Source organism: Ruegeria denitrificans, from assembly GCF_001458295.1.
Classification (GTDB): Bacteria; Pseudomonadota; Alphaproteobacteria; order Rhodobacterales; family Rhodobacteraceae; genus Ruegeria; species Ruegeria denitrificans.
On sequence record NZ_CYUD01000020.1, the window covers coordinates 1 to 13,260 of the forward strand.

At 53.5% G+C, this 13,260-nt stretch carries 13 protein-coding genes and 1 pseudogene; 7 read left to right on the top strand and 7 right to left on the bottom strand.

Features of this window, described 5'->3' with window-relative positions; all coding sequences use genetic code 11:
* Positions 1-243: 243 nt before the first annotated feature.
* The 4 genes and pseudogenes from RUE5091_RS22970 to RUE5091_RS20745 all read right to left on the bottom strand — a co-directional run.
* A pseudogene (locus RUE5091_RS22970) lies at positions 244-357 on the bottom strand (IS5/IS1182 family transposase); the annotation flags it as partial.
* A 59-nt stretch (positions 358-416) separates the two neighbouring features.
* Positions 417-1,433, bottom strand: coding sequence for a GlxA family transcriptional regulator (locus RUE5091_RS20735; protein WP_058283900.1), 1,017 nt, complete (start codon positions 1,431-1,433; stop codon positions 417-419).
* Positions 1,434-1,504: 71 nt separating this feature from the next.
* A complete protein-coding gene (nhaC, locus tag RUE5091_RS20740) occupies positions 1,505-2,977 on the bottom strand; it encodes a Na+/H+ antiporter NhaC (RefSeq protein WP_058283852.1) in 1,473 nt (490 codons plus the stop codon).
* A gap of 409 nt (positions 2,978-3,386) precedes the next feature.
* Positions 3,387-4,136: a creatininase family protein gene (locus RUE5091_RS20745; protein ID WP_058283853.1), complete on the bottom strand. Its 750-nt coding sequence runs from the start codon at positions 4,134-4,136 to the stop codon at positions 3,387-3,389.
* A 68-nt stretch (positions 4,137-4,204) separates the two neighbouring features.
* Here RUE5091_RS20745 and RUE5091_RS20750 point away from each other — a divergent pair, with 68 nt between their 5' ends.
* Positions 4,205-4,813, top strand: a complete 609-nt coding sequence (locus RUE5091_RS20750; RefSeq protein WP_058283854.1) for a helix-turn-helix domain-containing protein — start codon at positions 4,205-4,207, stop codon at positions 4,811-4,813.
* A gap of 40 nt (positions 4,814-4,853) precedes the next feature.
* Here the strand turns inward: RUE5091_RS20750 and RUE5091_RS20755 are convergent, their stop codons facing one another.
* A complete protein-coding gene (locus RUE5091_RS20755; RefSeq protein WP_058283855.1) occupies positions 4,854-5,624 on the bottom strand; it encodes a transporter substrate-binding domain-containing protein in 771 nt (256 codons plus the stop codon).
* A 119-nt stretch (positions 5,625-5,743) separates the two neighbouring features.
* Between RUE5091_RS20755 and RUE5091_RS20760 the strand changes: the two genes are divergently transcribed.
* Genes RUE5091_RS20760 through RUE5091_RS20775 form a run of 4 tightly spaced genes read left to right on the top strand, consistent with a single transcriptional unit; the run spans position 5,744 to position 8,656 of the window.
* Positions 5,744-6,484: an amino acid ABC transporter ATP-binding protein gene (locus RUE5091_RS20760; protein ID WP_058283856.1), complete on the top strand. Its 741-nt coding sequence runs from the start codon at positions 5,744-5,746 to the stop codon at positions 6,482-6,484.
* Between the two features lie 11 nt (positions 6,485-6,495).
* Positions 6,496-7,254 carry an amino acid ABC transporter permease gene (locus RUE5091_RS20765; protein WP_058283857.1) on the top strand — a complete coding sequence of 253 codons (759 nt, stop codon included), beginning with the start codon at positions 6,496-6,498 and terminating at the stop codon, positions 7,252-7,254.
* Between the two features lie 14 nt (positions 7,255-7,268).
* Positions 7,269-7,604, top strand: a complete 336-nt coding sequence (locus RUE5091_RS20770) for a carboxymuconolactone decarboxylase family protein (RefSeq protein WP_058283858.1) — start codon at positions 7,269-7,271, stop codon at positions 7,602-7,604.
* Between the two features lie 5 nt (positions 7,605-7,609).
* Positions 7,610-8,656: an aromatic ring-hydroxylating dioxygenase subunit alpha gene (locus RUE5091_RS20775; protein ID WP_058283901.1), complete on the top strand. Its 1,047-nt coding sequence runs from the start codon at positions 7,610-7,612 to the stop codon at positions 8,654-8,656.
* Here the strand turns inward: RUE5091_RS20775 and RUE5091_RS20780 are convergent.
* Entirely contained in the window at positions 8,653-9,759 is a 1,107-nt protein-coding gene (locus RUE5091_RS20780) for a hypothetical protein (protein ID WP_058283859.1), read from the bottom strand. The two genes, RUE5091_RS20775 and RUE5091_RS20780, sit on opposite strands and share 4 nt — an antisense overlap.
* A gap of 149 nt (positions 9,760-9,908) precedes the next feature.
* Between RUE5091_RS20780 and RUE5091_RS20785 the strand changes: the two genes are divergently transcribed.
* Complete coding sequence (locus RUE5091_RS20785) at positions 9,909-10,490, top strand: carboxymuconolactone decarboxylase family protein (protein ID WP_058283860.1); 582 nt, start codon at positions 9,909-9,911, stop codon at positions 10,488-10,490.
* 375 nt (positions 10,491-10,865) lie between these two features.
* Here the strand turns inward: RUE5091_RS20785 and RUE5091_RS20790 are convergent, their stop codons facing one another.
* Positions 10,866-11,768, bottom strand: a complete 903-nt coding sequence (locus RUE5091_RS20790; protein WP_058283861.1) for a LysR substrate-binding domain-containing protein — start codon at positions 11,766-11,768, stop codon at positions 10,866-10,868.
* A 179-nt stretch (positions 11,769-11,947) separates the two neighbouring features.
* Between RUE5091_RS20790 and ugpB the strand changes: the two genes are divergently transcribed.
* A complete protein-coding gene (gene ugpB, locus RUE5091_RS20795; protein WP_058283902.1) occupies positions 11,948-13,258 on the top strand; it encodes a sn-glycerol-3-phosphate ABC transporter substrate-binding protein UgpB in 1,311 nt (436 codons plus the stop codon).
* Positions 13,259-13,260: the final 2 nt, after the last annotated feature.

Here is a 13,260-nt window from a genome sequence, read left to right on the forward strand (position 1 = left end):
CTCCGAAGCGATCACTGAAATAGCTCGTCGCCCTCTAAACTCTGCAACAGAACCCCGAGGTGGTTCTGTCGCAGACTTTAGAGATGGCAGAGCATCAGTGGAATTGTTGAGCAGTTTATCCTGCCAGGTGGGCGAATTGCTGAAACGGTTGGAATCCGGGCGTGTGTCTGCCGTCAGCGCCATTGAGACAGTTTAGGTCGATTTGATAAGAGAGGGTTTCTGGCTCATCGTAATCGCCAAGGAGCGGAGATGAGATGCCCGATGGGCCTTCAGGTAGGTCGCGTCGATCATGACGGTTTTCTCTTCGCCATGATCGGCAGCAAGACCGGCCATTATCTGAGCGAAGATGCCCTTGTCGCCGCGCTGCGTGCCACGAAAGAATTTGACGTCCATTTCCACTACTGGTCAAACTCATATTATTCACGCCTTTCTGACCACCCTCTCCTGAAGGAAGTTGGCGCTTCGCCGTAGCGTTTTTTAAATCGTACCGTAAGTTGGGTCGCGCTGCTGAAACCCGTGGCCGCCGCAATTTCAGCAACCGCCATTTCAGTTTCGCTGAGCAATGCGTAAGCCCTTGCAACGCGCAGTTCGATGTAAAACTGTACAGGCGAAGTTTCGACATATTTTTGAAAGAGCCGCTCCAACTGACGACGAGATATCTGTACTGCTTCTGCTATTTCAGAGATATCCAACGGTTCTTCCAAGTTTTCGTGCATGATCTGCATGGCGTTGATCAGGTACTGGTTGCGACTGCCCAAGGCCACTGAGAAGGCTGACTTCTGAAGCGTTTTACTGTTGTTGGACCGAAAATGGATGCACATGTCTGAAACGATGACTGCCAGGTCGTTTCCGAAATCGGACTCGATCATGTCCAACATCATGTCAGTTGCGGCATTGCCGCCACCGCATGTCATAAGCTCGTTGTCGATTTCATACAGGTTTGCCGAGGGCTCCAAGTCATGAAAGTGTTCGACGAAAGCCGGGTGATTTTCCCAATGCAATGTGAACCTTTTCCCGGTCAGAGCCCCAGCCTCGGCAAGGGCAAATGCACCCGTACAAATACCACCCAGATTGCAACCAAAGGTTTTCTGGCGGCTGATCCACGACAGGACTTTCGGGTTTGTGCTTTCGGTTGGTTCAATGCCTGAGCAGACAAAAAGCCGCGACGAACGCGGAAGATTACGCAGGGCAAAATCCGGTGTAATTTCAATCCCATTTGAGCAGGTAACCGGATTTCCGTCTTCGGTGATCAGAAACCATTTATACAGTTCCTTGTTTGTAACCTGGTTGGCAATCCTCAGAGGTTCCACCGCGGCACTAAAGGCCAGCATGGTCAGCTTTGGCAGCAGCAGAAAATAGATTTCCTTGGCCGACCCATCATAATCTATGCGATAGCTGGCCGCGCCCTTTGGGACAAAGTTTCTCGGGTTCATTTTTTCTCCTCCCAGCATCGACCAAGGCGGATGAAGGGCACCAACACCCTTTGAGTGTTGGTGCAAACTGGTTAGGCGCTCATCTGCGCAACAGGTTCGCCGCTTTCCTCCCAAGAGCGGATCTCTTCTTCACTTGCCTTGGGTGAGAAAAGTCCTGTCATGGCATAGATGATACCGATCACAGGCGACAGCCAGCAAGCAAAGGCGAGCGGAATATACAGCAAGTTTTCGAAGTTACCGTCCGCGATGCCCAGGCCAAGTGCCGTGATGACGAATGCGCCGCCCGCATTCCATGGGATCAGTGGGGATACCAGTGTTCCGCCTTCCTCAACCGCACGGGAGAGGTTCAAGGGGGAATAGCCCATCGCGCGATAAACTGGCGCATACATCCGGCCCGGCAGTGCGATGGACAAGTATGGATCGCCTGCAACGGTATTGGTGGCGACAGATGTCAGAATGGCTGAGGTCTGAATGCCTGCGAACGTTTTCACCTTAGAGATGACAACTTTGATGATGGCTTGAAGGCAGCCCACGCGTTCAAGCGCCCCGCCGAAACCCAGGGCCAGCAACACCAGCGAGATCGTCCACATCATCGACTGAATACCGCCGCGGTTGAGCAGCGGGTCGATTTCCGGAACACCGGTATCGACCGAGTATCCGCTGTTGGCAAAGGTGAACGTCTCATGCAACCCAGCCCCCTGACAGAAGATAGCCATGATGCCGCCCGCAACAGCTCCTGCAAACAGCGATGGAATCGGAGGCTGCTTCATGACCGCCAACACGATGACCAGAACAGCCGGAAACAGCATGATCGGCGAAATCCAGAACGCATCATCCAACGCGGTCGTAATTGCGTGAATTCGGTCAAACGAAACCTGAGACGTATCTATCAACGTGAAGCCGACAACAAAGTAGATCACCAGCGCGATCAGCATCGACGGTACCGTCGTAGGAAGCATATTCCGAATGTGATCGAACAGATTGGTCCCTGTGACGGCAGGAGCCAGATTTGTCGTGTCCGACAAAGGCGAGATCTTGTCGCCAAAGAATGCGCCAGAGACCACTGCCCCTGCCGTCCAATACATAGGAATACCAAAGCCCGCACCGATCCCCATCAGCGCCAGCCCGACCGTGCCTGTCGTTCCCCACGAAGTGCCCAGTGAAACAGAAACAATGGAGCAAAGAAGCATGCCAGCGGCAAGGAAAAGTTCGGGCGACAATATCTTGAGCCCATAATAAATCAGCGTCGGGACCGTACCGCTGGCAATCCACACACCGATGATCATGCCCACTGTGATCAGTATCGAGACCGACGGCAGAGAGATATTAATGACGTGGAACACGCCTTCTTCGATGCTGGGCCATTTGTGCCCCAACATGAGGCCAACGATGCCGGTGATTGCAATCCCGAATGCCAGTGGGATGTGCGGGGTAAAGTCCCCGAAATAGAATAGCTGCAGCCCAAGCACACACAAGGTCAGCACTATTGGCACTAGCGCCAGCACCAAGCCGGGCTGCCGTATGTTGTCTTCATTCGCAGACATATGGGTCTCCTCCTAAGGAATGATCCGGAACCGTGATGATCTGCGGAAGAAACCAAGTTTGGCGGTTTGGGACTGTCGGTCAGAGCGCACATCTTGTTAGGATTTGCGACATTGGCGCGTTGGATTTAGGTATCTTTGAATGAGTTGATGTCCAATCGATGCAAACTATCCACGTCGAAAAAAACCGAACTCATCCGGCGCGAGTAGTTTGAACGTGCTCATTTGCAGAACAGGCGTTCAAAATTCCTGCGAGCCTTTTCAACAGATTTAGTCACGTATTTGGACTTACTTTCGTCGATGATGATCTAGTCTGGAGCATCGGTTTTGCAGCCAGAACCTAAATCGTTAGTAAAATGCTCAACGTCCCGTCGGCACCATAAGTGAAAACAGGTTCCGCGACCGAGCGCTTTCAAGCGTCCCGAAGAGCTTCAGTCAGGAAAGTGGTGTATTCCTGCGCAATTTCCGCGGCGCTTGCCTGCAGCAATTGATGCCCAGCTTCAGGTGTCGCCAAAGCCGAGTGGGACCCAACGCGACCGTCGGGAAATTCGGCGCGATGCTCGTGGGGTGGCCCATGCCGGTCTCTGGAATGCGCTCGAATAAACTCGGCACTTAGTGGTTTGGGTGGTTCCGCAGCCTGACCCGGAGGGATTGCACCTAATAGAGCCTGTGTGATGGCTACTTCGGAAGGCGTCGCATGCATTCCCTCCCATGCGCCATACAGCTCTGCGCGCATCTCGTTGACCGTTTTCGGCTCCCACCAGCTGCGTATCCTGAGCTTGCTCGCAGGTAGGTCTTTCGCGATCCGTTCGAGTGGGTCCAGATTAGCCCCGTGGCCGTTCACAACGAAGACCCCCAAAAACCCCTGATCGAGGCAGGCCTCAATCACCTCGCGGGCGAGGTTCTGAAATGTTGCATCTGAGACAGAGATTGTTCCGGGGAATGAGGCATTGAACAGGGCAGGGGTGTAGGCGATAGGGGGTGCTACGATGGCGTCGCACATCTCTGATGCGGCCAAAGCAACCGCATTTGCGCAAATCGTGTCTGTCCCGATCCGGCCCATGGGACCATGCTGTTCCGTCGAACCGACCGGAAGCAGGATTGCCGCCCCTTGTTCGATACGGGCTTCGACTTCGCACCACGTCATGTCGTCAAGTTTCATTGCGGTCCCTTTGGCTTATGGCACAGAGTGTTCTTTTCCTTTTTGCACGACAGCATTAGGCTGAGCCAATGGAAGATTCACCAGCCCTTGAGTTGAAAAAGAAATCCCTGGACCAGCTGATCGGTTTAGCTGTCAAAACCCATCGGCGTCTTGCGGAACTGACTTTGTCGGAATTGTCCGCAAGTTCGGGTGTTTCGACCGCAATGATTTCCAAGATTGAGCGAGGTCAGGTGTCGGCCTCTTTGGCGACATTGGAGGCTTTGGCCGAGGGTATCGGTGTTCCGCTGATAAACTTCTTTGCGGCGACAGTGGAGCGTTCCGACGCATCGTTCGTTGCTGCCGGCGAAGGTGTTACCGTTCAACGGCTGGGCAGTGGCTATGGGCACAGCTACAAGCTAATCGGTCGGGCCGAAGCAAAACATGTCAGTTTTGAAAGCTTTAGCGTCACGTTGGAGGCCCCTCTGGATGCCCGTCCACTGTATCAGCATCAGGGCGTGGAATTCATCCATGTCACGGATGGGGAGATGGTCTATGGCTGTGGCGATGCGTCTTACCACATGCGTCCCGGTGACAGTCTGAGTTTTGATTCAAATGTGTCACACGGGCCAATTGAGCTGAAAACGCCAAAGGTCAAGTTTGTGACGGTTGTGGCCAAAGCCATAATCGGCGGAACCTGAAAAGCCCGGCCAAAATGGCCGGGCTCTAGTTTTAGTGGGATCAAAGCCCCCACTTTTCCCGGTTCTGTTCAAAAAAGCCTTGGGCTTTTTTAACCTCGATCCAGTTGTTTACGTAGTTGATCCAGACCTGATCCCCCTGCGGAAGGATCATCGCAATTGGCGAAGGTGAGCGGGGGCCGGCGTTTTTGACACGTACCACTGGGAATTTGGCTTCAAGTGTAGATCCCTCGATATTCGACGTGATGAACACGTCAGCGCGTCCTGCGATCACTTCTTGAAAGCCACGTGCCGGGGCTTCGACCACTTTGATTTCAGCGTTCGGGAACCATTCGCGTACGCGTTTTTCAAATGTTGTGCCCAAGGTCGTGGCTACTGTGACGCCCGGTTGGTTAATGGACTCGTAGCCATCAAACTTGTCTGCCTTATCCTTGATTGTGTAGGGGAACAATTCAACAGCAATATAGCTGTCCGAAAACCCTGCGACCTTCATGCGCGGCGGAGAGATCGAGGCAGACCCCGTCAGGTGATACTTGCCCGCGACAACGCCGTTTACCAGTGTTTTCCAATCGGTTGGGACATATTCGACCTCAACACCCAGATCACTGGCCAACTCGTTCATGATGTCGATGTCATATCCCTTGTAGCTGTTTGTCGCCGGATCACGCAACGACATCGGATTCCAGTCACCAGTCGTGCCGACCTTTAGGACGCCGGAATCCAGAACTTCGTTCAATGCCGATTGTGCCTGAGCAGCGCCCGACACGATCAATCCGATCGCCGCTATGGCAGCGGCTTTGCAAAAATTGTTCATCTACTTCTCCTGTTGGTGATGTTTCGGTCTTGTTGCCATGTTCGTTATTGATTTAACCGCAAACCCAAAGTTAATCTCAAGAAAATATTCTACCGGGAATAAAAGGGGCAAGTCAGCCAATGTCAGATGCCGCCATCGAGCTTGCGGGCGTTAACAAGTGGTTCGACACGTTCCATGTTCTCAAAGACATTAACCTCACCGTGAAAAACGGTGAAAGAGTGGTCATTTGCGGCCCGTCCGGTTCCGGCAAGTCGACCGTGGTTCGATGTATCAACCAACTGGAAAAACACCAGCAAGGCACAATTCGGGTCGATGGCGTCGAATTGACGGATGATCCGAAATCGGCTGCCTCCATTCGGTCCGAAGTTGGCATGGTGTTTCAACAGTTCAACCTGTTTCCACATCTTACCGTTCTGGAAAATCTGACACTTGGCCCGATAAAGGCGCGAGGTCTCAGCCGTAAGGACGCCGAAGAGAAAGCCCGGAAGTACCTGGATCGCGTTCACATTCCCGATCAGGCCGACAAACGGCCCGTCCAGCTATCGGGCGGTCAGCAACAGCGGGTCGCCATTGCGCGCTCGCTTTGTATGGAACCGCGCGTATTGCTGTTTGACGAACCAACCTCGGCGCTGGATCCCGAGATGATCTCGGAGGTTCTGGATGTCATGGTCGAACTTGCCCAAGAGGGGATGACGATGGTGGTCGTCACGCATGAAATGGGCTTTGCCCGCAAGGTTGCTGACAAGATGATCTTTATGGATGCCGGTGAGATCGTCGAAGAGGGGCACCCCGAGCATTTTTTCACCAACCCGCAATCCGAGCGGTGCCGCAAGTTCCTCAGCCAAATTCTGCAACACTGAGGAGGGGGGAGATGAAGAAACTTTTCCTGATAGTACCCTTCCTGATGCTGGCGGGCTGTTCGTCGTCTCAGACCTGGGGATGGTATGTGATCGACCCGACCACGCAGACGGGTTGGACCAATGTGAAGTTCTTGATCTCGGGCATGTGGGCCACGATCCAAATCTCTCTGATCGCGGCGGTGTTGTCGATTGTGCTGGGGTTGATGGTGGCACTTCCTGGATTGTCGGAAAAACGCGGCTGGCGGCTGACTAACCGGGTCTATGTGGAGTTCGTTCGCGCCATCCCCTTGCTGCCGATGTTATTCTGGGTCTTCTACGGCCTGCCCATCGTGTTTCAGTCGATGGGTCTGAACGTTCCCATTGATCCGTTTTGGGGCGCGATCATAACCTTGGCGATCTCCGACAGTGCGTTTACGGCCGAGATCTACCGGGCCGGTATCCAATCCATTGCCCGTGGTCAGCGTGAGGCGGCGCAGACAATCGGGCTGAATTACGTGCAGACAATGCGCTATGTGATCCTGCCGCAAGCGATCCGGCGCATTCTGCCGCCACTGGCGAACCAGTTCATCTACATCGTGAAGATGAGCGCTTTTGCCAGTGTCATCGGGATGCAGGAACTAACCCGCCGCGCGAATGAGCTGGTGGTGACTGAATACCGCCCGCTGGAAATTTATACGCTGCTGATTTTCGAATACCTGATCCTGGTTCTGATCATCAGCGCAGGTGTGCGGTGGCTGGAGCGCCGCATGGGTGCGGACGAGCGCGGATAAGGAGCAAAAAACACATGGATTGGAAAGACTTTTTGGCCGAAACCGAGGCGAACATTGGCGCCTTTTCGAAAGAGGTGCCAGAAACCGTGCGCGGCTTTGGCATCATGGGAAAAGCCGCCAAAACCGATGGCGCGCTGAGCGAGAAGACCAAGGAATTCATGGCGCTTGGCATTGCAATTGCCACCCGTTGCGACAGCTGCATTGGGTTTCACGCACGCTCACTGGTCCGTCTTGGCGCCACCCGTGAAGAAATGTGCGAGGCGCTGGCCATGGCGACCTATATGGGCGGTGGGCCGTCCTATGCCTATAGCGCCAAGGCGCTCAAGGCCTATGACGTGTTTTCGGAGTGAACCGCATGCGTCCTGATCTCGCCGGTGCCAAGGGGTTTATTCGCAACAGCTGGTATGTTGCCGGTCGCTCCGAAGATTTCGGACGAAGTCTCAGTGCTGTTCGGATGCTGGACGAAGACATTGTGATTTACCGCGATACAGCAGGCAAAGCTATTGCGCTGGAAGATGCCTGCCCGCACCGAAAACTGCCTTTGTCGCGCGGCACGATTGAAGGCGACCATGTCGTCTGTGGCTATCACGGGCTAACCTTTGGCTGCGGTGGAGAATGTGTCAGCGCGCCAACGCAATTGGACAACCCGCCCCGCCGCGCTGCAGTTCATGCTTATCCGGCCGAGGATCGCTGGGGTTTTCTGTGGCTCTGGATGGGAGATTCGGGCCAGGCCGACACGGACGACATTATTAGTATCCCTAATTTCGACAATCCCTCGTGGGGCAAGACACAGACCGGCGCGATGGAAATGGCCTGTCACTACCTCTACATCATCGACAATCTGCTGGACCCCAGCCACGTGGCCTGGGTGCATTTGACCTCATTCGCTGGGGCCGGAACTGACAACCGGCCACTGGATATTGAAGAAACCGAAGAGGGCGTCATAGTCTCGCGCTGGATCAAGGATGAACCAGCGCCGCCATACTATGCCCCGATCCTTCCCTTCGGCCCAAGCTGTGATCGCAAACAGCATTACGAGTGCCGATTGCCGTCAACCGCAATCAACATGTCCGTTTACACGCCGGTTGGCGAAGGCGGGGCGGATCAACCACTGTCACCCAACGCTTTCGTCAATATCTCATACAATTTCATAACACCGGTCGATGCTGAGACCTCTCGCTATTTCTGGTTCCAACACCGCAATATGCACGCCGATGACACAGCCATGTCACAACGCATGTTCGAAGGCGCGATCATGGCATTCAACGAAGACAAAGAAGTGCTGGAACATGTTCAGACAGGGATGGCAGGTCGTAAAAGCGGTTACATCAATCTGGGCCTGGATGCCGGCGCCATGCGGTTCCGGGCACGGGTTGCCAAGCTGACCGACGCTGAGGTTTAGCGGGCAGATAATCTGCCGTTCGCGCCTTGCCCTACTTCTTGCGCGGGTGCATCGAAAACAGATTTGATGCAAGGACAGGCGGCCAGGATTTCAGCGCCTCCGGGGATCTTCTCGGGGCGGAAGACGCCGTCCTTCCATACAGCTACCCCGTCAATGCGGATCGTCGGATCCAGCACATTCAACGAGATTTCGCCCGGTGCGTAGTCACCGCAAGTGTGAAAATGCAGCAGACGGGGATTGCCAAATGCCGACCCGCTCCATCGCTCGTAGTTTTCAAAAGCAGGCGATGTATATGCACAGCCCGGATGGATGCCAGCATGCCATGAATGCATGGTCATAGGATCCAGATCGAACATTTTGCCGACTTTCTCATAGTGCATCTGGGCACAATGCACATCCATTGGATGGCCGGAAAATCCGATCAGCCTGCTGCAGTCGAACTGCACGGCCAACGGCTCATTCAATTCACAGCCGTAGGGTTCGTAGAACCTCGACCCGGTTCCAACCAAAAAACCGTCTTGCATGACGACCCCGGAAAACCCGGCCACAGGAACCGGTGCAAACACCGACATCGGAAACCGCGTTACACTGACATCCGCCGCTGCGTTCTTTGCAAATGCAGCACCGGGGCCACTAAAATCTGTTCCCAAAGGGCAGGTCACATGGATTTTCGATGCAATCGACAATGCCGTATTCACCGCGCCCTTGAGGGCGACAAAACCATCGTAGTTCGCGCGCCCGAACCCTGATGCCAACATATCGGCGTCCAGCGCATAGGACATGATTGGGCGAATATCGGCCATTTCAGCATTGAAGCGAATCTGATCTCCGGTGCGAGACAAAAACAGCGTGCGGTCAGCCGATTTCATCTCGGTTATCAGATCGCTCGACAGGTGCGCCTTAAGTGGATCGAAGGGGATGGTTCGAACCGAGGTTCTAATGTCGTGCTGCTTCGCACATTCCACGATAATGTCCGTGATATCAGCGTCGTAATAGTCATGCTCGGCGCTTTCGCGAAGGATGAGAAGATGGTCGTCCGTCGTCAGCCCGCCACATCTGAACAGCAGGTTTTCAGCCCCGGCAATATGGTTTGGACCGATCACAATGACACTCCTACACGCCCTCGGCTGGCAAAATACATGCTTCACATCTCTGTGATCCACAAAAAAATGTCGTCCGGGGAAAATTTTTTACTGACACGCTCGACGCCTTTGCTCATAAGTTTGAACTGCACATAACAGAGGGCCTGGTAATGAGCGCTTGGATCGAAATGATTGCTGATGAACATGCCGAAGGCCGGTTGAAAGATCTTTTGGACAAAGCCCGCACGCCCCATGGAACCGTTGATACTGTGATGCGCGTACATTCTTTACGTCCTGAAACAATGAATGGGCATGTTACGCTTTATCGTTCTGTGCTTCATTCCGACGACAATCAGCTGCCATTCTGGTTTCTTGAAATCGTGGCAAGCTACACCTCGATCTTGAACGACTGTAGTTATTCCCTGACGCACCACTTCATGAATGTGCGGAATCTGTTGAAAGATCAGCCACGCAGTGACCGCATTTTTGTCGCGCTCAAGGCGCATCGCCCCGAGAATGAGTTCGAGGGCAAGGAATTGGCTCTGTTGCGATACGCCGCCAAGCTGACGACAGACGTTGGACGTATGGTGAAGTCGGACTTTGAAGCCCTGAAAATTGCCGGGTGTACTGACGGAGAAATTCTGGAGGTTAACCAGGTATGCGCCTACTTCAATTACTCTAACCGCTTGCTTAACGGCTTGGGAGCGACGACCGAAAACGATGTGATTGGCTATTACAAAACCGAAGACTGACTGTGAAAGGACAGTCCGGTTGCGCGCACTTTTCAATCTTGGTGTGAATAGTCTGGCGCCGCAACACTTCCTGTTTAATCGTCGCAGGGAACGCCGCAAGATGATTACGGCGAATACCAATTGCCGCAGTGCTCGAATGAGGAGATCCACCGAGAGAGTGAACTGGACGACGACGGCATCCTTGAGTTCAGTTTCGAAAATTCCAGCATTGCGACCGGCCCTATATGGCATCGCCCGTCATAACGTGGTGCCGATGCCGATTGTTCCTGACGCTGACTTTTTTGGTCCCAAACTCAACTGGTTGTAGGAAATAGGGGAACGTATGGTTATGCGGCGGTCTGGCCGGTTCCAGCAATCCTGTGTCTTTCGACTGGCCTATTTTACTTTGAACGGGCTTAAACTCTCACTGAACTGTTCAATGAATTCCAGCGTCACCAGTGACGGTTGTTTCAAAATTGGACGTACCAATGAGAGTGTGTGCGGCAAAAATGGCTTGAACGGACGATAGCATAATCCCCGCGTTGTGTATTGAACGGCGTCCAGTTCGCTCACGACGGAAACGCCGACACCTTTAACCGCCAATTCACATGCTGCCGTGAACTGCCTGACTTCGATATGGGAGTTCAATTCGACATTGGCGTTCTGAAACGCTTTTGAAAGACGTCCGAAAAAGTCACTATCGCGTCGCGTGTGAATAATCTTACTATTTGCAAGGTCCGCTGGAGTAACCGCGGAGAGGTTTTCCAAGTTATGCCCCTTGGGGAACACGCAAACTGTTCGGACGTCGATGTTCCTGCTTTCGACCGCCGGATGACCGTTAAAGCTGTCCGTGATTCCGAAATCATATTGGTCACCAATCATCCATTCGAGGATACGTTCTGGCCTGTCCGGTTCGATCGTCAATGTAACGCCCGGCCGATTTTTCAAAAAATTGGCGACAACTTCCGGCAGGTGACTGGTGGCAAATCCGGGCAGGCAGGCTACGCGGATATGCCCGGCCTTTCGTTGCGTGATATCTTGGCTGACATCCGCGATCTGCCTCATCAATTCCAGCACGCGTTCTACGCTGGGTTGTAGGTAGCGAACTTCTTGCGTTGGTATTAATCGACCCTCACGCCGGTCAAAAAGTTGAAACCCAAGTGATTTTTCAAGATCGGAAAGCAGGCGGCTGACTGCAGGCTGGCTTACTCCAAGATCCGTGGCGGCTGCCGTAACCGAGCCATTCGTGGAAACTGCCATAAGCGCTTCCAATTGCCGGATTCTCAAAGTTTGACTCATTTTGAAACCAGATTCCTTCTTGGTTCAGTATGTTTATAATGTAGTGTTATGTTTTTTCCAAAAAATAAATGCTTGAATTATAAATTTGTAACGTTAACGTCGTGAAATCGTCATGTGTGCCGATTACGCGTTGCGGTCGGTATTCAACGAAGCATCGAACCTGATGCATGGGAGGAATCATGAAAAAGAATTTTCTCGGCGCTCTCGCCGTCACAACCGCCTTGTCCCCTGTGGCTGCAATGGCGCAGACTGAAGTTCAGTTCTGGCATGCCTTTACCGGCCGCCTTGGAGAGCTTGTTAAAGCTCAGGTTGAAGAATTCAACGCCAGTCAGGATGAGTTTGTCGTGGTCGAAAGCCACAAGGGCAATTACTCGGAAACGCTGAACGCTGGCATTGCTGCATTCCGCGCAAGTGAGCAGCCGCATATCCTTATGGTCTTCGAGGTTGGCACCGCAACGATGATGTCGGCGGAGGGCGCGATCAAGCCTGTTCACGAAGTAATGGCCGAAAGCGGTGCGTCCTTTGATCCTGATGCGTATATCGGTGCGGTCAAAGGCTATTACACGACGACGGACGGAGACATGCTGTCTCTGCCCTTCAACTCCTCTACTCCAGTTCTTTGGGTCAATCGCGACGCATTCGAAGCGGCAGGTGTTGACCCTGACACGGATCTGTCGACTTGGGAAAAAGTCGGCGACGTTCTAGAGCAATTGAAAGCCGGTGGGGAAGATTGCCCGTTGGTGACTGCATGGCAAAGCTGGATTCACCTTGAAAACCTGTCAGCCTATCATGATGTGCCCTTCGCATCGCAGGATAACGGCTTTGCCGGTCTGGATACTGAACTGATGCTGAACGGTCCTGCTCAGGTGGCTCATTTGACTGCCATGGGTGACTGGGCCAAGGACGGCAAGTTCATTTATACTGGTCGCAGGAACGAGGGCGGGGCAAACTTCCGCGCTGGCGAATGTGCGTTGTTCACCGAAAGCTCGGCCGGCTATGCCGGTATCAGTTCTGAAGCTGAATTCGACTTCGATGTGCGGCCGCTGCCCTATTGGGAGGCCGTCATCAGTGAGCCGCAGAACACCATTATCGGCGGAGCGTCGCTTTGGGTGATGGAAGGTCATGAAGCAGAAGAGTACAAAGGCGTCGGTGAATTCCTGAGCTTCCTGTCCTCTTCTGATGTGCAGGCGAACTGGCATCAGAACACCGGTTACCTTCCGATTACGGCTGATGCAGGTGAAGTGACCCGTGCCGCTGGATTCTATGAACAGAACCCCGGCACCGACATCGCCGTGATCCAGATGACAACCAAAGAGCCAACCGCAAATTCGAAAGGTCTTCGCCTGGGATCGTTCGACCAAATACGCGGCATCATCGACGAAGAGCTTGAGGCCGTATGGTCCGGTGAAAAAACCGCTCAAGAAGCGATGGACAGTGCAAAAGAACGCGGTGACACGCTGCTGCGCCGGTTCGAATCCGCCAACCAGTAACT

What these genes read in the sequence shown, in the direction of transcription:
- RUE5091_RS20735 (WP_058283900.1), bottom strand. Translation starts at nt 1,433, where the DNA reads ATGAACCCGAGAAACTTTGTCCCAAAGGGCGCGGCCAGCTATCGCATA.
- nhaC (WP_058283852.1), bottom strand. Translation starts at nt 2,977, where the DNA reads ATGTCTGCGAATGAAGACAACATACGGCAGCCCGGCTTGGTGCTGGCG.
- RUE5091_RS20745 (WP_058283853.1), bottom strand. Translation starts at nt 4,136, where the DNA reads ATGAAACTTGACGACATGACGTGGTGCGAAGTCGAAGCCCGTATCGAA.
- RUE5091_RS20750 (WP_058283854.1), top strand. Translation starts at nt 4,205, where the DNA reads ATGGAAGATTCACCAGCCCTTGAGTTGAAAAAGAAATCCCTGGACCAG.
- RUE5091_RS20755 (WP_058283855.1), bottom strand. Translation starts at nt 5,624, where the DNA reads ATGAACAATTTTTGCAAAGCCGCTGCCATAGCGGCGATCGGATTGATC.
- RUE5091_RS20760 (WP_058283856.1), top strand. Translation starts at nt 5,744, where the DNA reads ATGTCAGATGCCGCCATCGAGCTTGCGGGCGTTAACAAGTGGTTCGAC.
- RUE5091_RS20765 (WP_058283857.1), top strand. Translation starts at nt 6,496, where the DNA reads ATGAAGAAACTTTTCCTGATAGTACCCTTCCTGATGCTGGCGGGCTGT.
- RUE5091_RS20770 (WP_058283858.1), top strand. Translation starts at nt 7,269, where the DNA reads ATGGATTGGAAAGACTTTTTGGCCGAAACCGAGGCGAACATTGGCGCC.
- RUE5091_RS20775 (WP_058283901.1), top strand. Translation starts at nt 7,610, where the DNA reads ATGCGTCCTGATCTCGCCGGTGCCAAGGGGTTTATTCGCAACAGCTGG.
- RUE5091_RS20785 (WP_058283860.1), top strand. Translation starts at nt 9,909, where the DNA reads ATGAGCGCTTGGATCGAAATGATTGCTGATGAACATGCCGAAGGCCGG.
- RUE5091_RS20790 (WP_058283861.1), bottom strand. Translation starts at nt 11,768, where the DNA reads ATGAGTCAAACTTTGAGAATCCGGCAATTGGAAGCGCTTATGGCAGTT.
- ugpB (WP_058283902.1), top strand. Translation starts at nt 11,948, where the DNA reads ATGAAAAAGAATTTTCTCGGCGCTCTCGCCGTCACAACCGCCTTGTCC.